Source organism: Methylophaga sp. OBS3 (genome assembly GCF_026319325.1).
In the GTDB taxonomy this organism is placed as follows: domain Bacteria; phylum Pseudomonadota; class Gammaproteobacteria; order Nitrosococcales; family Methylophagaceae; genus Methylophaga.
The window spans coordinates 527,087-546,518 of record NZ_JAPDMU010000001.1 but is presented as its reverse complement, the minus strand read 5'-3'; the positions used below and the strand labels follow the sequence as shown (position 1 = coordinate 546,518).

Below are 19,432 nucleotides of genomic sequence, written 5' to 3'. Positions count from 1 at the left end.
AGTTCAGCGAGACTGCCCAGAAGTTTTACGAAACTTCGTTTCTGCAAGAACGTAACCAAACTCGCATATGGGCCAAAATCTTAGATAAATTCATTTAGATGCTGTTCAAAACGCATTAAATCATTTTCGATTTGTGGGTTCTTCATCACATCGAAGCAAACAAATGTCGGTAAAGACTGCATACCAAAAAACCTGAAGTTCATATGTACAGGAAAAAATAGGTCATCGACACTTTTGCCTTGGAAAAGGTATTCCGACGTATTATTAAACGCTTCTTCAGGCGCATTGAATGTCAGAGACAGCATATATTTGCTATCAACTAGCGTACCACCACCACCGTAATTGGCCTTAGGCGCTTCTGAAGTACGACCATCACCATTACAAAGCTGTCCCTCAAGCCCAGCACTGTATACATCATCCATATACTTTTTACATGACCACGGTACACCCATCCAATTAACCGGTGATTGCAGCAATATGACATCCGCCCATTGATGATTCTCTACCTGCTCACTGATGTCATAGTCATGCTCTGTTTTGACAGTTCTAATTTCATGTCCGTTTGCTGACAGTATTTGCTCAGCTTTATTGACCAAGGTCTCATTCAACCGTCCTTCTGAGAATGGATAATAATGATGAGCATTAATAATCAATATCTTCGACATGAAACTTCCTCTAACAAATTTTAATAGATAAATCTTATGGATATGTACGCATTTGTCCGACAACAACACCTTGAATACTCACCCGCTCACCCGCTAGCGTTACAGGTTCAAAATCAGGGTTGGCCGGCATTAATGTCATCGTGCCATCATTATTTAAAAGCATGGTTTTGAGTGTCGCATCATACCCATCAACTAATGCCACAATAACATCACCATCTTTGGCTTGTTTCTTACCATCGATAACAACGTAATCACCGGGCATGATTCCTTTACCTATCATCGACTCACCAGAGATTTTGAGTACATATCGTCCACTGCCGGCAAACATCGCCCCAACATCAATTTCAGACTCATCAGGTACTGCCTCGATTAAACGACCAGCGGCTATTTTTCCCATCACTGGCAAAATCGTTCGCTCTTCATCATCAGTGATGTTTTTAAGTCGTAGTCCTCGACTACGTTTGTCCATACGTTCTAATTCACCAGCCTTGAGTAATTGATCTACATAGTGATGTGCACTACCAACAGATTTGATACCAAGTCCTTCTGCTATTTCTTCCATCGTTGGTGCATAGCCATTTTCACGCATGTAATTTTCTATAAATTTCAGTGTGTCTCTGCCACGCTGGGTAATCATAGTGGTTTCTCCAATCACAACTTGTTATTTAGAACAAACTTAGATAATTAGAAAATTTATAGAATAAACTGCAGCGAATCAAGCTTTATTTTTATGTGTTTAGTGAGGAGCTTAATACAAAAAAGCCAGCATTTATTGCTGGCTTTTTTGGCTAATAAGTTCACATATAAATACTTATTTTACATATGGATATATTTTAAACTTAATGTATATAGATAGGTTTTAGGGTTTGATAATGCCTAGCACCACAGCAATATTGGCAAGATCTGCTGTGGTATTTACATTCAATTTATTCTTAATGGTGGTGTTGTAATTGGCTACCGTCTTGTAACCAAGGTGTAATTCTGCGGCGACTTCGTGAGCAGTCATACCACGTGCAGTACGACAAAAGACATCAAATTCTCGTGGTGATAAAGACTCAATCACTTGGCCGTAATGCAGTGTATCGGCCGGTTGCTTGAAATCATCAAGGCTCGGCAAAATTTCTGGATCAATGTAACGACGTCCCTGCATAACTGTTGATACCGCTTCAGCCAAAACTTCAGCAGCGCTATTTTTGGTCACATAACCTTTTGCACCGGCTTGAATTGCACGTTCCACATATACAGACTCATCATGGATGCTGTAAACCAAAATGATTGCTTGTGGATCTTGTCTTTTAAGGCGACGAATGGTCTCTAAACCACCTATTCCTGGCATAGAGAGATCCATTACGACCACATCAGGATGGCTGCGCTCATATTCGTGACAAACAAGTTCACCGCGATCTACATCAACAATGTTGCCGATAAAAGGTTGTGATGACAGCAGCATACGAAACCCTGCTCGCACGACAGCATGGTCATCAACTAAAAGTACATCAATTTTATTCTGGTTCTGATTCATTCACTTTGTTCTCTATGATTGGCATCCATGCCTGGACACTTACGCCCTGATCCGGAGCCGATTCAAAACGAAACCGCCCCCCCATATTTTCAACACGTTCACGCATCGCTAAAACGCCAAATCCGCCAACATTAGTCTCACCGCCTTGGCCATTATCTTTAATTCGAATCACGACGCGCGGTGATGTTGTACCGCCCTCTTTCATCACCTTGATCGAAGCCTTACTGGCATTAGCATGTCGAATAACGTTGGTAATAGATTCTTGAACAATTCGATAAACATGAATTGCCAGCTCATGTGAGACATCATCTAAACGCTCGTCATATTGCAACTCGATCTGAAGCTCCGGATAACGACGACGCCATTCATTAACCAGATCAGTCAATGTTGCACCAAGGCCGAGATCGGCAAGACTCAATGGGTGTAATGTTCGCATCATTGAACGAACAACACCTGATAAGTGCGTACAAATTTCGATAATTGAATCTGAAATTTGTTTATTGTCGGCATTTTCACTTTTATTCGTCACAGCCATCGCTTTAATGGCGGTAAGTGACTGCCCCATCTCATCATGTAACTCGCGAGATAATGTTCGCCGCTCAGTTTCCTGTATTTGCATTGTGTGACGAGCCAACGCTTGATTACTATCTCGAGCAGATTTAAGCGCATCCGTTAAGTTATTAATTTCATTGGCAATAACATCAAATTCACGAATGGAAAAATTAGGTAGTTTTTTACCATATTGACCAGACTCCACACGTCGTAAACCGACAACGATGCTGTGCACGGTTCTTAACATCGAGTTAAAGACAACGTTAATAGCGAGAAAAATGACCCCCATCATCGCCACAACCGACCAGAAATACGCTTGAGACTCACCCCACGCTTCCGCGATTTCATCAATAGGTTCAGCTCTCACCACGACTTCTTTAGTTCTGCCGTCTGCTAGTTTGATTTGATAACGAGCTTCCGGGTAATCGGTACTAACGATATTAATAAACCATTGCGGTGGGATCTCATCGTCAAATGGCACATCATTGACGAACCACTCCACTTCTTCCCCATCATCATTAATAATTGAAATATGAATATGGCGAGTTTGTTGGATGGCACTAATTTGCTGTAACCACTCATATTCAGAAAGTGGCGTTCGAGACAAATGACTAAAGCCTAAGTCAATCATTTGCAAAGCCAAGTTAAAAGATGAGTTAACTTCCCTTTCAACAGCTTGCCTGGCCTGCCAGATTGTTAACAAACCACCGGCCATCAGGATCAAAAAAACAATGATCAAAATCCTGACATTAATTAAGCCTCTTAAACTCACAGAATCATCCGCCTTTTAAGCATTAATGTAACAAGGGCAACATGTCTTCAAATGGTTGTTGCGATACCAAATACATCATTGAGACGGATTTCACCTCACCATTGGCATCTAAACGACTATTCTCAATTGTCGCGGCTAACCAACCACCATTGACTTGTGATGCATCAATATCTTGCGGGCGGTCAGAACGGTTGAACAATTGTACCGCCGTCACATATAAATTGCCTTTTTGCCAGCTATTCATTGGCACCGTTTTGATTGCTGGGTTGTTAAATAACCCGGCAGCAATAGGGATGACATCTAACACCTTATATTGATGGCTATCAGGACGCTGAATATCTGGCGTTCTAACGATTTGCGCGGCATAGTTAGTCATATCTTGAAATACTGCTGATTGCTGCGCATCAGGAATGTAGTCACTTTGCTCTGCAGCTGTATCTTTATAGATAAAACGATTATCAAATGGTAACGGTTCGGGAAAATCGCGGTTGAAATTACGATAGAAGCGATTTTCACTGGTACGAATATTTTCACTATCAGTGGGCACATTCATAATTCTTGGGGTAATCAATAAAACAGTCTCGGTATCTTGTTCGGACTCAATACTTGATGTGAAAACACGTCCCAATAATGGAATTTCTGCCAACAGCGGCACTTTACGTTCACTACGATTTTTACTTGTACGAATCAAACCACCAACTGCCACAGTTAATTCGTCCATGGCCATAACCGTTCCAGTTAGCCTTGCGGTATCCACTGTATCGACAGGTAAATTACGAACATTTCCATCACCATCACCAACAGGAATTGTGCCACCACCGGGGTTTACCAATGAGTTTTCTTGCTCAATATCCAGCTCAACTGTGCCATCACCATTTATTCTCGGTGTAATTCTGAGAGTAATACCAATATCTTCCCTTGAAACATCAGCTTGCACGTATGCTGGTTGAATAATGTTGCCATTAGGTCCAGTCAAAGCAGGAAAGAAACTAAATCCTTGTGTTAACAAGGTTTCTTCACCAATAAATAACTCGGCAGGACGATGATTTGATGCAACCACCATTGGGTTAGATAAGACCCGAATTCGGTTGTTTTCCTCTAAAAACTCAATATTGGCGCGTAAACGACCGTTGAGAATCTCATAAACAAACGTGCCAGCATTACTAATTGAGTTATTACCCAAAATATTTGAGTTAATGAATTCACCATCATCTTTACGTTCAATTTCAAAGTTAAAAATTGAGTTAAAGTCTTCTCCTAGAATTACATTTAAAATTCGCATTTCTAACATCACTTGAGGGACGGGAATATCCATCCGATCAATTAATTTTTGGATACCCGTTAAGACCGATTTATCATCAGAACGAACGATAATCATATTGTGTTCGTTATTGACGGTGACAAAGATAGGCTGAGATTGAATCGTCGCTTGCTGGAGTGCTGATTGAGTGACATTTCTTTCACCGCTCATTTCCAAGGACTGCGCTATTTGCTCAATTTGATCTACCGTTAGGTCTGCAGAATCAATTGTTGAACCCGACTGTTCCAGTGTATTGCCAATACCACCGCGACTACTTCCCCGGCTATTACCGAATCCGCCGCTATTAAACGAACGACTATTTCTTACCGAAGAATTACCACTTCTGACATTTCCACCTCGTGAGCCAATACCGCCAGAAGAACCACTGCCATTAGATGCATTTGAAGCTGGCGGTAAGCCATATGACAAACGCACCCGTTGACCAAATAAATCCTCAATTGCTTGGGCAATTACTAAGACATTTGCATTCAGTAAACGAAATATCTCTATATTTTCGCTTTCTCTAACAATGAGATCCTGACTATATTCTTCACGCGTTAATAATCGATACGTATTGGTGTCTTCATCATAGCGATACCAAAGATCGCTGATTCGGCTTATTGATTTAACGGCATTTAAAATCGTTACATTCTTTAGGTGTATGGTTACTTTTCGATTTGCCGCAGCAGGTGTTGCAATGATGTTGCTATTACTCATTTCAGAGAGCGTGCGAATGACGTCATACATACTCGCATCATTAAACTCTACTTCCGAAATCCAAACATCCGTGCTTTCTATATTTACAGCACTGTTTTCAGCAAAAGCATTTGATGGTTCCGCATAAAGCTGAGGAGAGCTTGCGCTTAGTCCGGCAATAATCAATGCACTGATTAGTTTTTTATTTAAATTCATTTTTATCACTATCTTAAAACGCGGATCCGACCTAAGGTGCCGGTCTCAATGGTGACGCTTAAGCGCGTTATATCTGAGATACGAATAGCGCTCGCTGGTTTACTTGGGTCGATGTTGATTTCATCGCCCTCCCTCACCATGTATACCCCTCGCCCAGTCACCTCAAGCAAAGCGATTTGTTCACCAGTGTCTTTTTCTTTAATTAAGCCTTTTAGTCGCATTGTTGGGACTTTTGTATCTGGAACATCCCCAGGCATAAAGCCAAATGCATCACTGCCAATGTTTGATAATGTCCCAGCCTGCTCATACATCAACGCGCTAGGGGTAAATGGATCTCGAATTGAAACTTGAGAAGACTCACCTAGCCCCATTGGGTCATAAGCAAACGTGGGAAAGGTGATGATGATCATCATCAAAATTAAGTACTTTTTGGCAAACACGGCTTATCCTCCAGCCAATGCAAATAGGGCCTGAAAAAAGGCGTAGTAAACAAAGCCGACCATGCCGCCAATGACCAAAATCATCACGGGTTCAATCATCGCGGTAAGCCTTTTAATGGCGATCTCCAATAAGCTTTGGTAGTAAATACCCATTTCTTGGAGAATTTGGTCTAAAGAACCTGTTCGCTCGCCAATGGCAATCATTTGAATAACAAGTGGTGGCATTTTGGGGTGGGCGACACTCCCCGACAGATCTTTACCTGCGAAAACACTCTCGGAAGCTTTAAGCATTTTGTCTGCATAGGTTTTATTCACAATCAACTCTGAGGTGATCTTCAAAGCATCGAAAATCGTGATACCACTTCGCAACAAAATAGACATCGCCCAGGTAAATTGCGCCATTGAACCAAAGATGTTCATCCTGCCAAATACCGGTACTTCAAGCAGAAGTCGATCAAAAACGCGACGTCCCTTGTATGTCCGATTACTAATCAGCATGAGAATAATTGTGGCTATAGCGATGCCAATAATGACTAAGCCGTTTTCACGCAAAAATGCAGCAGTATCGATTAATGTCTGCGTAGACTCGGGCAAAGGTTTTCCTTGCCCTTGAAGGAAATCCGCAAATTTCGGAATGATAGCCACCACCATAAAAGTAGCAACGCCGATCGCAGCCAACACAACAATGACTGGATAAATCATGGCATTTATCATCTGTTTGCGAAGCTGGGATTTTTTCTCAAGGTGGACAGCCAAACGCTCCATGATGGCATCTAACTCACCGGTATTTTCACCAGCGACGACGAGGTTAATCGCAATATTGGTAAAGATATCTTCGTGCTTTCTGAGTGCATCTGAGAGTGATTTACCAGCTTGAATATCACGATGCATTTTTCGCACAACGTAATTTAGTCGTGGGTTTTCAATTTGGTTTTTGGATAGATCCAAGCATTCGGCTAATGGCAAACCCGCACGTAACATAAAAGCCATTTGTCGATAAAAGAATATTAAGGCGTCATTAGATACGGAGCGTTGTGTCGCGTACCAATCAGCAAAGCTCTCTTCTCCAAGAAATCCGCGTTGTCGACGTTCAGCGATATTTAGTACACGAAGCCCTTGATCCCGAAGTTTTTGAGCAACTTGATTAACGTTATCGGCTTGTAATTGACCCGAGCGCTCATCCCCAGTTGCAGTTAACACTTGATAGGCAAATAAAGGCATCTTAGTTGGCCTCTATCACTGCTAAGGATTTTACGGGGGCAACGTTTTGTACTTCTTCCAGGGTTGTTAGTCCTCGCAAGACTTTCTCGCACCCGTCTTGCCACATAAACTTAAGCTTATTACCTGCTTGATTCTCTAATGTTTCTTCATCAGCACCTTTAGCAACTAGCCGCGCTAACTTTTCGTCAAACCATAAGGTTTCAAATAAACCTAGGCGACCGCTAAAACCTTTACCCTGACAAACCGCACAGCCGATTGCATCAAACACTTCAACATCATCGGCTTGTCCTAATAACGCTAACTCGTGTTTAGTCGCTTGACGAGGCTTTGCACAGTTCTGACACAAACGACGCACTAAACGTTGGCCAATAACAGCGGTCATGGTTGAACCAATCAAGAACGGTTCACAACCAATATCGACCAAACGTGTGACAGCACTAATCGCATTATTGGTGTGTAATGTTGAAAAAACCATATGGCCAGTCATTGCCGCTTTTACAGCAACATCAGCAGTTTCGGTATCACGGATCTCACCAACCATCAACACGTCAGGATCGTGTCGAAGCAATGATCTCAATGCATCAGCAAAAGTAATTTTGGGGCCGGTTTGGATTTGTGAAACACCATCAATGACATACTCAATGGGGTTTTCAACCGTCATGATATTAATGTCGGGGGCATTAATTTCTTGTAATGCAGCAAATAAGGTTGTCGATTTACCACTTCCCGTTGGCCCCGTAAGCAAAATCATCCCGTAAGGCTGGTGAATTGCCTTACGAAACTCCTGCAAATCACTATCCAGAAAACCGAGATCTGTGAGTGTTAACGCCACGCTTTCCTGACCTAGCAATCGCATGGTGATCCGCTCACCTAATCGAGTTGGCGCTGTCGCCACACGTATATTGAATTCCAAGTCCACAGGTGGTGCTAGATAATACGAAAAGCCACCATCCTGTGGCATACGCTGTTCAGCAATATCTAATCCTGCCAGTACCTTAACGCGTGAAATTAAACCGGCGGCTGCAGATTGATCTGCTTCAATAGGGTAATCCACCAAACGACCATCAACGCGTAAACGTACTCTTAATCCATCCTCTTCTGTTTGCATATGAATATCAGAGCTGCGATTTAAATAGGCATCTCGAAAAATATTGTCCAAGAGGCTAATCAAGTCTGTATCAGGACTGTTGGCATCTGTCACTTGAGCTACTGCCGTATTTGACAAGTATTTTTTGATAAGCAGCCGTAATGATTCCGGATCACTCATTACCACTTTTACATGTTGACCAATGAGTCGCTCAGCAGCATCTAGCCCTGCGCGGTCGAATGGATCAGTGATAACTAAGTAATCTTCATTTGCCTGTGTCAGAACAAGTTGTTGTTTACGATTAATCAAACTGGCCGGCATTTTTTTACTCAGAGGTACATTAACTTGCCCCTGAGTGACATCCATAAACACCAATCCAGCCTGTTCAGCTACAGCTCTATATAAAGCAGATAATGGAATACGGTATTTTGCCAACACGCTAGCCAGTATTGGTTGTCGCTGACGGCGTGAAACAGCACGTAAAGCATCAATTGTGCTTTGTTCTAATAGACCGGTATCCAAACCAGCTTTGATGAGTTGTTCGTCAGTTACTGCCATAGCGAATTAACTCAAAGCGCCAGCACAAGTTCAGATTTAAGAAGTTGTGACATGCCCCGTAATGGCGCCACCTCAAGCTTTTCAATATTCATCCGAACGACCGTAACCTGATATGGGAGGTTATCTAGTCCATGGATAAAGCGTCTTAAAGACGGATAATCAGCATCAATTTCGAGGCGTTGCATTGGGCGATGAAACATTGAATTAGGTGCTAATTTGTTAATCCAACTAAATTCATAAGGCGGAATAAGTTCTTGCTTAGTTACGGGCTCTTTCGGTCGGCCATTTTTCTCAACAATACTGATTGGTTCAGCTTTAAAGACTTGATTGACACGAATACGAATACCACTGTCACGCGCTAACTCAGATATACGAACCCTCAACTCTTGTGAATCAATTGGCGCCAACTGCTCTTCAATTTGTTTAGCATTTTCTTTGATAGCGATTAATGCCTTTTCCAAGTCATCTAGTTCGGCATTAATTTCGGCGATACTTTCTCTGGGCTCCTCAGGAATTTCGAGTTTAGAAATTCGTGTCAGCGTGGCATCTTTTTGATTATTAAGTTTTTCTATTTCGGTGAGCCTTGGCTCAAATCGTAAAGACACATAACCACCGATTAACAAGACAATTAGAATCACAATGGCCAAGATTTTTTCACGCTGATTCAGCTGTTTGATAGTCATAGCGCTTCCTTAGGTTTAGCGGAAACATGGATAAGGCTCATAGAAACTGAAAACCCAGCCATATTCATCGGGCCAATTTTTTCCATGACCTGAATATCGCGAACATCCATACTCCACTGCGCTACGGCTAACTTCATGTTTTGTACAAACTCTTGAGCAGCACTTTCCGTGACAGCCCAAGCATCAACATTAAAATTATCAAGCTCAACCATCCCCGGTCTGTTTGGCTGTGGCGCTGCAGGTTGAATGCCAACTCGACGCCCCATTTCATCAATACGATTAACGATAATTTGTTCATTAACCGTATTTTGCAAAACGCCCAAAATAGCCTGAACAATCAATCTCCTATCGGGTAATTGCTCACCAAAAAAGCGTAAGCGTGCTTCCATACGTGTCTGACTTTCTTGCGTTGCAGCTAACTTTGCTTTTCGTACATCAATAGCCGCACGTTGTGCTTTTATACGTGCAATTGCTTCATCGAGAACTTTCGCCCGAGCATCTATCTCCGCTTTTTGTATAGAAACCTGCCGATGGTCGATGAACATGACTGTTTCGGCCACGAACACGATTAATAAAAATCCTGCCAAAACACTGGCAAATTGCACTTCTTGACGGTGCCATGTAGGTGGGAGTGGACCATTTGGACGAATGAGAGAAACTCGTCCACCGTGTTTTAATTTAAAAACATGATGTGCAGCAGCTAATGCACCGGGAGAAATTTGCTCAATATTCTGATCTGGCACTAAATTCACATCATGACCAATCGCGGCTGAGAATGTTGTTGCAAGCTCACTTGATTGACTTGCAGATGCAGCTAGATTAATAGCTGGATGCTGATGCGTGTTTTCAGCGTGATAAACCTCAAGACAAGCTTCTAGCATCGAAGCACTTCGGTTAATGAAGTACCTAACTGACTCAACTTTGTGTTGCTTATTAATTTTAGTAACGCTTGTAATTGGCGCCGTTACATCAATTAATAAGCTAGCTTTATCATTATTTCTCATCAGGCCAACACTATTGCCCGTCAAAGGCATCAGACCGATAAGTGATAAATGATGGGATGCTAATAAGGACTCCCAACGTTGAATTGATGAGGCATAAGTCGCTGTTACCAACCAATTCCAAACACCCGGCGCATCATCGACTTCGCCTTGTGCAGACCAGCCACACTGGACAACATCTTCTTCGCCACGCAACCATTCCTGTAGTACAAATAATGATTGGACTTGCTCTTGAGTTACATAGCCCATATCAAAAGCCAAATCGCCAAACCGTTTCAAAGAATTACGATCAGGTCTCACACCACCAATTGCTTGGGCTGCTTTTTTTTGTGCGTTTTGTATTTCACTTACTTGTTCAGATGTCAGTAAACCTCTGGCTTCCATTAATTGGCCTAACGTCCACTGAGACTGGTGTTGCATTAATAATGGCTCAACCTCCCACCGAACAAGCTCATGCATTTGTGGAATAGGTTTTGGTTTTTTAGGACTAACAGGTAGTTCAACAACCGTGCTCATTGCTGACGGTGTCAACACAACAACTTGTCGCCCTTCCCAACCATTTTGTCTTAAGTTGTGAACGACATCGGCAAATGCATCACTTGGATCAATCAGGTCTGACTCTGCACTAGCAACAACCCCAATGGTTTTTCCTTTACGATTAAAGACAGTCCCAGATATACGATGTGTGTCCCACTCACAAACCATAAGTTGTTTATTTCTAATCGCAGATAAACGCGTTTTGACTAATTCGATGATATTCATGGGATTATCCGAAACTCAAGCGGAGCGATGGTTTGACGGGGTAAGATGGTAATTACATAGCTGTCAGGTACACATGAAACAGGGCAATCTAATCGAAATAAATAACGGCCCATTGGTAAATTTCTATCAAAAATAACTTTCCTGGGTATACCAACACCAACGCTCGAAACTGGAAATGTAATATCAGTATCCGGTGAATTAGATAAGGACTCCGCTAAAAAGGCGGGGTTAACCAGAGTTCTTTCAAGGAAAGTTTTTACAGTAATTTCAGCTGACAACGCTTCCGTAATGGCGAATCTCAAATCAATTTCTGACTGATTGGTTTCACCACTTGGATATAACCAATCGTTCCCTGTAAGAAAATCACTGCCATCAATAGGCACTTCATCATTACCTGCATCAATATCAAAGCCATCGCTTTTCAAATGGATATTTGTCGCTTGAACAGCACTTAACGGCGGCGTCAGGCCGATGGTGTCAACTTCACTTATGCCAGTGGCTAATTGCCAGTTCCAGCCAAAATTAATATCCGCATCTTCGCCATTACCATAACCATCACGGAAACGTTTCACACCATCTTTGTCTGCATTTAATGAAATATAGGGCCCACGCCAGCCAGCACCAACACCTGTATCTGAATCTATCTGCCAAACTCTTAAATTAAATGCATCATCCGAGGCACAAGGTGACTTAAACTGATCTGGATCATCATCAGGATCTCCTAGTTCAATCAACTCTTTAATACACAGTGGCAACCGCCCCACATCGGCCACAAAGCCACTGAGTTCGGGACCACCGTTCACAGTTCGGGTCAGATCTCCAACGATGGCGCGCCGAATTAATTCAATACGTTTTTGCGTTTCTTCGTATTTCGCCTGACTTTCTAAATTTTCAGTAAATAAAAGCCCAGCTGAGGCCAATAACCCGATGAGAAACAAAACCAGTACAAGTTCCAATAAGGTAAAACCTTGCTGCATCAAGCATTTTTTTGAGTGGCTTGGGCGTGTTTCAGGCATCACTAATCACCGCAATAAACACAGCACTAAATCATCGCTGCCCTCGGCTGGCGCACAAAGATCATCATTAGCAAGATCTGAATAGTCACCACGTAGACTGTCTGGATCACCATTAGGACCGGTACTGACAATGCGTACAACATTAGCGGGTAGATTGTAATTGGCAGGAACAGATTCATTGGTAAGTGATTGGCAATCATATAAATCATCGTCAATGACCGCATAGGCGCCACTATTATTTAGGCAAGCAAAGTGTTGACTGTAATCAAGTTCAGGATCGAGCAATAAGTAAGGGTTCCCCCAGCCATCAGTTAAGCCTTCCAGACTTATATAGGAGCCATTCCAGCCTTTTTGTGTATCACGATTCCATAACAAGTTTGGGAAGTCAGCAGCAAAATAGGGGAAATCATTCAGCATATAAAGCGCATTACTGGCGATATCACGGCCAGCAGAATTCCTAAATGCTTCCTGGCACCATTTTTCCCAGTCGCTGCCATTAACCGTATCAGGGTTTTCAGGCAAATTAGGCTGATCTTGGTAAGCGAGATAATATTTAGCGGGGCCATCATCCGGATCAATAATCGTATTAAGTGAATACACACCGGTTCGGAAACTTCTACAAGGAAACTCACCTGTATCACGACGAAATTGCAGTAACGCTTTTTGCAATTCCACCATTTCTAGACGAGTGATGTTGTAACGCGCTTGTTCTTCATTACCATCAAAAGCATTAATGGCCGCGATAGCCAATACAGCTAATAAACTGATGACGAGTAATAACTCGATTAAGGTAAAGCCCGACGAACGTTGGCAAGCCAGATGATTCGTTTCACGATACCGGATAAACAATAAAAACCGCATTTACTTGTTCCCGTCTGCGTATATTGATGTTGCCAATCACGTCCTGTGTTTTGTCGCGATCAATGGTTAAAAACTGGTTCTGATAAATGGGGAGCACTTAGCACAACAAGCTCTTAAGAAATAAAGGGCGGGCATAACCCGCCCCTCATTTTTCAGTTTAAATCTACAAAGTTTGTAAATTAGTTCTGAGTTGCTGCCGCGATATTGGCATCGATAGTGTTACCTTCGGTGTCAATGAAGCCCAGCAGTCGTGGACGTGGCAGGAAATTATCTCGTACTAAAACACTGGTACCATTACCAAAACCAGTTGCGTTGTCAGCCTTTTCGCCACGTGCAAGAAGGAATAAGCCAACGTATCGGGCATAATTTTCTGCAGGGTTAACATTTACACTACTGTATGTTGGTGACTGAACAACGCCAGCCGCTGAGTCAACCGTGTTTTGTGCAGCGTCACCACCAAACCCTAATGCAAGAACCAAATTACAACGCTGTGTGCTTAACGCATCATTAATAGAGTTGATGACTAAAGGATCAGCTGTTGTTCCAGCCCATGTTGTATTAATGCTATTTGCTACATCACCAACAGAACAATCCATTGCCGCCCCATCTCTTGCTTCAGCTTGAGAAGCCAAAATGGAAATATATGCTGGAACACCCTCAACTGTATTTGTTCCTTGAATGCCCGTTGCAGCAAAATCACCATATTCGGTTTCAACCGCACCACCTGTTGTTGTTGGAGGGTTAGATCCTTCATTATGGGCACGGTTTGGTGCAACCCCATTTAACCCATCAGCACCACCAAAGACATGTTGAATCTCTTCCATACCAAAAGCGTCATCAAAATATTCTTCAAGGTCATAATTCAGAGTGTCGCTCATTGCAGTTGCAAGATTGAAACTACCTAAAATATTTTGTAATCCCTCAGGTATATAATCCGTTCCGCCGGCAGGAGTATCTGCATCAACAGGATCAGCAAGGTTATCCCACTGATCTGGGTAGGCCTGCGTCACTGCTTTAAACGCACGAACCCCTTGATCCATAACAGCAACAGTATGAGCAGCTTTAGCTGATTGAGCTTTGTCGCCAGTGCCGTCATAAGCAACCAATGCACCAGTCGCCAGAATCGCTAATAAGGTAATAACAACTAAAAGCTCAAGTAAGGTGAAACCTTTTTCTTTTGCTTGCAGTTTTTGACCTTTAGCGCGAAGTTTTTCATCTTTAATCATCGACATATCCGCTTTACGGAATTTGGCAATCGCCGATTTTATTTGTTGGATGTTCATATTATTTCTCTCTGGTTGATGCCGCAGCCGCCCCAAACAGCTTGTTGGTCACTCGTTTATTTAGGTTTTATTAAATTTGATGTGTCCCCAACACACTCAATTCGTCATCACAGTTTTTTGTTGTGCGGTAATCAGTGCTTTTTACGCAGCGATGGCATCGATGAATTACGCCGTTTGTGGCGTATCAATGACATACCGGTACTGCTTACCACAATGCAAAATGACTTCTTTTTGATGACGTTTGAGGATCCGTACCTCAACCCGAATATCCCCATAACCGTCATGTGCAAGGACATCATCCACCAGTTCCAGCAGCTTGGATTTGATCGGCTGTTGTTCAGCTTGGTTAATTGATGACATGTTGCAGATAACTCCCTTGGTTTCGGTGAAACAGATTTAACCAAACCGGGAAAACTTTCCCTATAGGAAGAATTCCCAAAATGTGTCCCAAATCACAAAACAGGAATTATTCCTAACTAAAGCCAAATATATTGCGGGGATTAAAACTAAGGAGATTTTTTAGATGTGTTTTCTAAATAAGCGAAAACAATAGAGAAAATGGGAATTTATTCCCGATAAAGAAAAGAAATACCTATTTGAAGTCATCCATGACTTATTTGCCAAATATCGCTATTGATAGTCCTTAATACCCAAATATTCATCTTGATAGACTTGCAGTTGCTGGATTAGCGGAAAGTAGCGTGTATCACGATCAACTAATAATGCACGCGTCATATGTTTCCAATACCAGTCCATCAATTCAGGGAATTGTCTTATTGCCTTTCCTAACTGTTCACTTGCAGCATTGTGTTGATCTGTTTTTACCAGCAAGTCGACTTGGGCATAAACCTCAATTTCACCAGGCAAAAAATGCATGAATTTTGTGTTCATCGCGAGCTTATCTTGGGCAACATCCTCGTTATTAGGTAATGCACGGACAATAATGACGTCAAAGAATGGGGCAAAAAGTGAGCTATCTCGTCTTTCTGCCAACATATAAAGAAAATCAATGGCTTCTTCATTTGTCATTTCACCGTTTCTACGATCGGTATACCACCCTTCTAACTCGTGATACTGCTTAATGACACCACCAATGATAAATATCGAAAAAACCAAAACACCCGCCGCCAGTGGTCTGCCCAACTTTATTGTGGGAAGTTGATAACTTCGGTTATCCCCCATACCAATAACTAAAGCGGCAATACCCAGGAAATAGCTATACCAGAGAGGATACTCAAGCAGGCTGTGTAGTGTTAAAACAGCGAGCGTAAATAAAATCCAGCCCCCTTCAGCTGTGAGTTTGACTTTGAATTGGCCCACAATCCAAAACCCAGCAAGTAAGAGCAAAGCAATACCAGCAAAGACACCATATTCAGCTAATAACTGAAAAATAATATTGTGAGCGTTATCGGCATATCCGGTTAGCCCCGGATATTGTTCTGTCAGTTGAAAGTTGTGCCAGCCAAAACCACCACTACCAACGCCTAACAGAGGGTTTGCAGTAAACATTTGCCATGCTTGTTGCAATAATAGTATGCGTGTGGACTCTCCAGTCGCAGCATTTACGACACGTTGTATCGGCGAACTATTTACCTCAGAAAGGATATTTGGAATGAGGTAATTGAGTATTAAAAATACTGGCAGGATCAAAAATATCCACCAATTACTATATGGTTTGTTTGTTAGATGGCGTAATAACAACGGTCCAAACAAAGCAAACGTGATCACATACAGTAATGCCATTCTTTGCCCTGTCAGAACCAGTCCTATTAACAAGATAATTATCGAAATTAGATAAACAGGGAGTTTTATGCGGTCAGTTTGTAACAAGAAGATTAGAGAGCCTACCGCCATCGCTAGATAAGTTGCTGCATGATTAACTTGACCAATGTTCGCTGCATAACCACCACGCACATGAGGTGAAATCCAACTGACGCTAACCCATTCATTAAGCTGTATAAGCATTAAAAAGGTGGTGAGCAAACCACCAATAAATATGGCCCAACTTAGAGCTGGTATCACAATAGTTTGATTGATATTTCTGCCTAATATCATCATGAAAGCAGCCCATAACAAAACAGCACCCGTTAAGAAGTAGTCTTGCCAATAGGTATGCATACCAACACTAAACTGCGTTAGTAAAATTAAAATTAATACGACTGGGAGTAATACACTTAGGGGAAGCTTTAAAGCTTGCCAACTTTTAGACGAAAGAAACCACACCAATGCAAGACTGCCAAACGCAATTGTTATCACTTCGGGGTAAAACGTAGATAACGGCTGTCTATGATGCCAAACCAAAAATGGTACAAAAACCATTGCTCCAAGAAATACGGTAGTTAATTTTTGTATAACTGAAAGTTCAGAGCGATCCGCTGATTGAATTGACATGGGTTAGAACACTTTAAGCTTTTAAAAGAGCTAGGGATGATAAGTGAACTCTTACCCATGAAACACTAGGAAATAATCCTGATTTTTCAGTCTGACATAAACTACATTCAATGCTAAATGGTTAAGAAGTTTTATTTAATCAATAGCTTAAATAGTTATAAAAAGAAACAAATATCTTACTTGCTAATAAAAATGAATTATTCCTATAGGTAAGTACGAATCAGCGGCTTATCATCAGCCTTAACTTCAATTCAGCTTAGTCTTTTACATAGATTAGAAGTTATCCCAGTGGTCAGCGATGGCCATTTTTGATAGCTGCGGGTGTTTTACTCGCAGCTTTTTTTTGCCATAAAAAAACCCGCCGAAGCGGGTCTCTTAAGTTCAGGTCGTTAGACTTAAAACATGCCGAGCTGCAATTGGGCAGCTTCTGACATCATATCTCGTGTCCAAGGTGGATCCCAAACAAGTTCAACATGGACTTTGTTGACGCCAGCGACAGTCCCTACTTTCCCTTCAATATCACCAGGAAACGATTGGGCAACTGGGCAGCCAGGCGCTGTTAAGGTCATTTTGATTACAACGTTGCCTGAATCACTGACATCAATGTTGTAGATCAGACCCAACTCATAAATATTTACTGGAATCTCAGGATCGTAGATGGTTTTAAGCATCTCGATCACATCATCCTTCAACTCATCCGCAGTTATCGGTTGTACAGCATTTTCGTTCATATACTTACTCTGTGGTGATCGAAATATCGTGATCACTGTCCATAGCAGCATGGGCAGTATGCCAAGACAAGGTGGCGCATTTTACGCGTGCCGGAAATTCTTTGACACCGCTCAGTACTTCAAGTTTGCCCAGCAAATTACGTTCTGTTGGTTCACCCGTCATGACTTTATGTACTTGCTCATAAATGGCATCAGCTTCAGCAACTGTTTTACCTTTTAAGGCTTCGGTCATTAATGAGGCAGACGCTTTAGAGATTGCACAACCACTGCCGGTAAAGCTGACATCAGCAATTTTGTCATCTTCCAACTTGAGGTAGACCACAAGCTTGTCACCGCATAATGGGTTATTTCCATGTGCAAAATGATTGGCGTCATCAATCTCACGGAAATTACGCGGATTTTTGTTGTGATCCATGATCACTTGTTGATAAAGGTCGCGTAAATCGCTCATCAGGCAAATAGCTCCTGTGTTTTGATAATGGCTTTAATCAGGGCATCGACATCTTCATCGTTGTTATAAAACGCAAATGAGGCGCGAGCCGTAGCAGGAATATCGTAAAACTCCATAACAGGCTGTGCACAATGATGACCCGTTCTAATTGCCACTCCGCGTTGGTCAAAGATAGTGCCGACATCATGAGGATGTACGCCATCAATCATGAATGACAATACCGAGGCTTTATCTTTAGCGGTACCAATGATTTCAACACCGGATAAGGCATTTACTTTCTCAGTGGCTAAAGCCAATAAGTGATGTTCTTGGGCAGCGATATTATCGATACCGATTGCCCACATATAATCAATCGCCGCACCTAAACCAATCGCACCAGCAATATGCGGTGTACCCGCTTCAAATTTGTATGGCAATTCGTTGTAGATAGTGTTTTCAAAGCTGACCGATAAGATCATATCGCCACCACCTTGGTAAGGCGGCATGGCATTTAATAACTCTTCACGACCATACAGAGCACCAATACCAGTTGGTGCAAACATTTTATGACCGGAAAAAACATAAAAGTCACAATCTAAATCTTGCACATCAACATGCATATGCGGCACAGCCTGAGCACCGTCAATAAGGCTAGCAATACCTTTCGCACGGGCTTTAGCAACCATGTCTTTAACAGGGTTTACCGTACCTAAAGCGTTTGATACCTGTCCTACTGCCAACAATTTGGTTTTATTGGTTAGTAACTCATCAAAGTTAGTTAAATCCAACTCACCCGATTGTGTCATTGGGATGACTTTGAGTTTAGCGCCCGTTTGTTCACATAGCATTTGCCAAGGCACAATATTCGCGTGGTGCTCTAAGTGAGAAATCAGGATTTCATCCCCAGCACTTAAAATCGGTCGCAAATAACTCTGAGCCACTAAGTTAACAGCTTCTGTGGCACCACGAGTAAAGATAATTTCTTTATCGGAATGTGCGTGTAAAAACTGACGAACTTTACTGCGTGCCAGTTCATAAGCATCTGTAGCCCGCTGGCTTAACTTGTGAACACCGCGATGAATATTGGCGTTATCATGATGATAATATTCATTAATTTTATCAATCACTTGCAGTGGCTTTTGACTGCTCGCCGCATTATCAAGATAAACCAACGGATGACCGTTAACTTCCTGATGCAAGATAGGAAAGTCAGCGCGTATCGCTTGTAAATTCAATGCAGACATA

Annotated in this window: 18 protein-coding genes; all 18 read right to left on the bottom strand. The window is 42.1% G+C overall.

Annotated features, from left to right (window positions below; translation table 11 throughout):
• Positions 1-80: 80 nt before the first annotated feature.
• Entirely contained in the window at positions 81-665 is a 585-nt protein-coding gene (locus OMP94_RS02625; RefSeq protein WP_266275690.1) for an NAD(P)H-dependent oxidoreductase, read from the bottom strand.
• 34 nt (positions 666-699) lie between these two features.
• On the bottom strand, positions 700-1,302 hold the full coding sequence (gene lexA / locus OMP94_RS02620; protein WP_266275687.1) for a transcriptional repressor LexA: 603 nt from the start codon (positions 1,300-1,302) through the stop codon (positions 700-702).
• A gap of 222 nt (positions 1,303-1,524) precedes the next feature.
• Positions 1,525-2,187, bottom strand: a complete 663-nt coding sequence (locus OMP94_RS02615) for a response regulator (protein WP_266275685.1) — start codon at positions 2,185-2,187, stop codon at positions 1,525-1,527.
• The gene (locus OMP94_RS02610; RefSeq protein ID WP_266275683.1) at positions 2,168-3,511 is read right to left on the bottom strand and encodes an ATP-binding protein; all 1,344 of its coding nucleotides are present in this window, start codon (positions 3,509-3,511) and stop codon (positions 2,168-2,170) included. Before OMP94_RS02610 ends, OMP94_RS02615 begins: the two co-directional genes overlap by 20 nt.
• 22 nt (positions 3,512-3,533) lie before the next feature.
• Positions 3,534-5,723 carry a DUF3438 family protein gene (locus OMP94_RS02605; RefSeq protein WP_266275681.1) on the bottom strand — a complete coding sequence of 730 codons (2,190 nt, stop codon included), beginning with the start codon at positions 5,721-5,723 and terminating at the stop codon, positions 3,534-3,536.
• Positions 5,724-5,731: 8 nt separating this feature from the next.
• Entirely contained in the window at positions 5,732-6,163 is a 432-nt protein-coding gene (locus OMP94_RS02600) for a hypothetical protein (RefSeq protein WP_266275679.1), read from the bottom strand.
• A gap of 3 nt (positions 6,164-6,166) precedes the next feature.
• Entirely contained in the window at positions 6,167-7,384 is a 1,218-nt protein-coding gene (locus OMP94_RS02595) for a type II secretion system F family protein (protein ID WP_266275677.1), read from the bottom strand.
• A gap of 1 nt (position 7,385) precedes the next feature.
• Positions 7,386-9,029 carry a GspE/PulE family protein gene (locus tag OMP94_RS02590; protein ID WP_266275675.1) on the bottom strand — a complete coding sequence of 548 codons (1,644 nt, stop codon included), beginning with the start codon at positions 9,027-9,029 and terminating at the stop codon, positions 7,386-7,388.
• 11 nt (positions 9,030-9,040) lie between these two features.
• On the bottom strand, positions 9,041-9,712 hold the full coding sequence (locus OMP94_RS02585) for a hypothetical protein (RefSeq protein ID WP_266275671.1): 672 nt from the start codon (positions 9,710-9,712) through the stop codon (positions 9,041-9,043).
• Complete coding sequence (locus tag OMP94_RS02580; RefSeq protein ID WP_266275669.1) at positions 9,709-11,475, bottom strand: hypothetical protein; 1,767 nt, start codon at positions 11,473-11,475, stop codon at positions 9,709-9,711. The genes OMP94_RS02585 and OMP94_RS02580 overlap by 4 nt, the downstream gene beginning before the upstream one ends.
• Positions 11,472-12,491, bottom strand: a complete 1,020-nt coding sequence (locus OMP94_RS02575; protein WP_266275667.1) for a prepilin-type N-terminal cleavage/methylation domain-containing protein — start codon at positions 12,489-12,491, stop codon at positions 11,472-11,474. Before OMP94_RS02575 ends, OMP94_RS02580 begins: the two co-directional genes overlap by 4 nt.
• A gap of 6 nt (positions 12,492-12,497) precedes the next feature.
• A complete protein-coding gene (locus OMP94_RS02570; protein ID WP_266275665.1) occupies positions 12,498-13,352 on the bottom strand; it encodes a prepilin-type N-terminal cleavage/methylation domain-containing protein in 855 nt (284 codons plus the stop codon).
• A gap of 179 nt (positions 13,353-13,531) precedes the next feature.
• A complete protein-coding gene (locus tag OMP94_RS02565; RefSeq protein ID WP_266275663.1) occupies positions 13,532-14,635 on the bottom strand; it encodes a type II secretion system protein in 1,104 nt (367 codons plus the stop codon).
• A gap of 165 nt (positions 14,636-14,800) precedes the next feature.
• The gene (locus tag OMP94_RS02560; protein WP_266275661.1) at positions 14,801-14,995 is read right to left on the bottom strand and encodes a hypothetical protein; all 195 of its coding nucleotides are present in this window, start codon (positions 14,993-14,995) and stop codon (positions 14,801-14,803) included.
• Positions 14,996-15,265: 270 nt separating this feature from the next.
• On the bottom strand, positions 15,266-17,026 hold the full coding sequence (locus OMP94_RS02555) for a PglL family O-oligosaccharyltransferase (protein WP_266275659.1): 1,761 nt from the start codon (positions 17,024-17,026) through the stop codon (positions 15,266-15,268).
• A gap of 395 nt (positions 17,027-17,421) precedes the next feature.
• Complete coding sequence (locus OMP94_RS02550; RefSeq protein WP_266275654.1) at positions 17,422-17,757, bottom strand: SUF system Fe-S cluster assembly protein; 336 nt, start codon at positions 17,755-17,757, stop codon at positions 17,422-17,424.
• Positions 17,758-17,761: 4 nt separating this feature from the next.
• Positions 17,762-18,208, bottom strand: coding sequence for a Fe-S cluster assembly sulfur transfer protein SufU (gene sufU / locus OMP94_RS02545; protein ID WP_266275652.1), 447 nt, complete (start codon positions 18,206-18,208; stop codon positions 17,762-17,764).
• Complete coding sequence (locus tag OMP94_RS02540) at positions 18,208-19,431, bottom strand: cysteine desulfurase (protein ID WP_323135049.1); 1,224 nt, start codon at positions 19,429-19,431, stop codon at positions 18,208-18,210. Before OMP94_RS02540 ends, sufU begins: the two co-directional genes overlap by 1 nt.
• Between the last annotated feature and the right edge of the window lies 1 nt (position 19,432).

Coding starts and splice junctions, on each gene's coding strand:
- lexA (WP_266275687.1), bottom strand. CDS start 1,302: ATGATTACCCAGCGTGGCAGAGACACACTGAAATTTATAGAAAATTAC.
- OMP94_RS02580 (WP_266275669.1), bottom strand. CDS start 11,475: ATGAATATCATCGAATTAGTCAAAACGCGTTTATCTGCGATTAGAAAT.
- OMP94_RS02625 (WP_266275690.1), bottom strand. CDS start 665: ATGTCGAAGATATTGATTATTAATGCTCATCATTATTATCCATTCTCA.
- OMP94_RS02590 (WP_266275675.1), bottom strand. CDS start 9,029: ATGGCAGTAACTGACGAACAACTCATCAAAGCTGGTTTGGATACCGGT.
- OMP94_RS02565 (WP_266275663.1), bottom strand. CDS start 14,635: ATGAACATCCAACAAATAAAATCGGCGATTGCCAAATTCCGTAAAGCG.
- OMP94_RS02585 (WP_266275671.1), bottom strand. CDS start 9,712: ATGACTATCAAACAGCTGAATCAGCGTGAAAAAATCTTGGCCATTGTG.
- OMP94_RS02555 (WP_266275659.1), bottom strand. CDS start 17,026: ATGTCAATTCAATCAGCGGATCGCTCTGAACTTTCAGTTATACAAAAA.
- OMP94_RS02540 (WP_323135049.1), bottom strand. CDS start 19,431: ATGTCTGCATTGAATTTACAAGCGATACGCGCTGACTTTCCTATCTTG.
- OMP94_RS02605 (WP_266275681.1), bottom strand. CDS start 5,723: ATGAATTTAAATAAAAAACTAATCAGTGCATTGATTATTGCCGGACTA.
- sufU (WP_266275652.1), bottom strand. CDS start 18,208: ATGAGCGATTTACGCGACCTTTATCAACAAGTGATCATGGATCACAAC.
- OMP94_RS02560 (WP_266275661.1), bottom strand. CDS start 14,995: ATGTCATCAATTAACCAAGCTGAACAACAGCCGATCAAATCCAAGCTG.
- OMP94_RS02595 (WP_266275677.1), bottom strand. CDS start 7,384: ATGCCTTTATTTGCCTATCAAGTGTTAACTGCAACTGGGGATGAGCGC.
- OMP94_RS02615 (WP_266275685.1), bottom strand. CDS start 2,187: ATGAATCAGAACCAGAATAAAATTGATGTACTTTTAGTTGATGACCAT.
- OMP94_RS02550 (WP_266275654.1), bottom strand. CDS start 17,757: ATGAACGAAAATGCTGTACAACCGATAACTGCGGATGAGTTGAAGGAT.
- OMP94_RS02575 (WP_266275667.1), bottom strand. CDS start 12,491: ATGCCTGAAACACGCCCAAGCCACTCAAAAAAATGCTTGATGCAGCAA.
- OMP94_RS02570 (WP_266275665.1), bottom strand. CDS start 13,352: ATGCGGTTTTTATTGTTTATCCGGTATCGTGAAACGAATCATCTGGCT.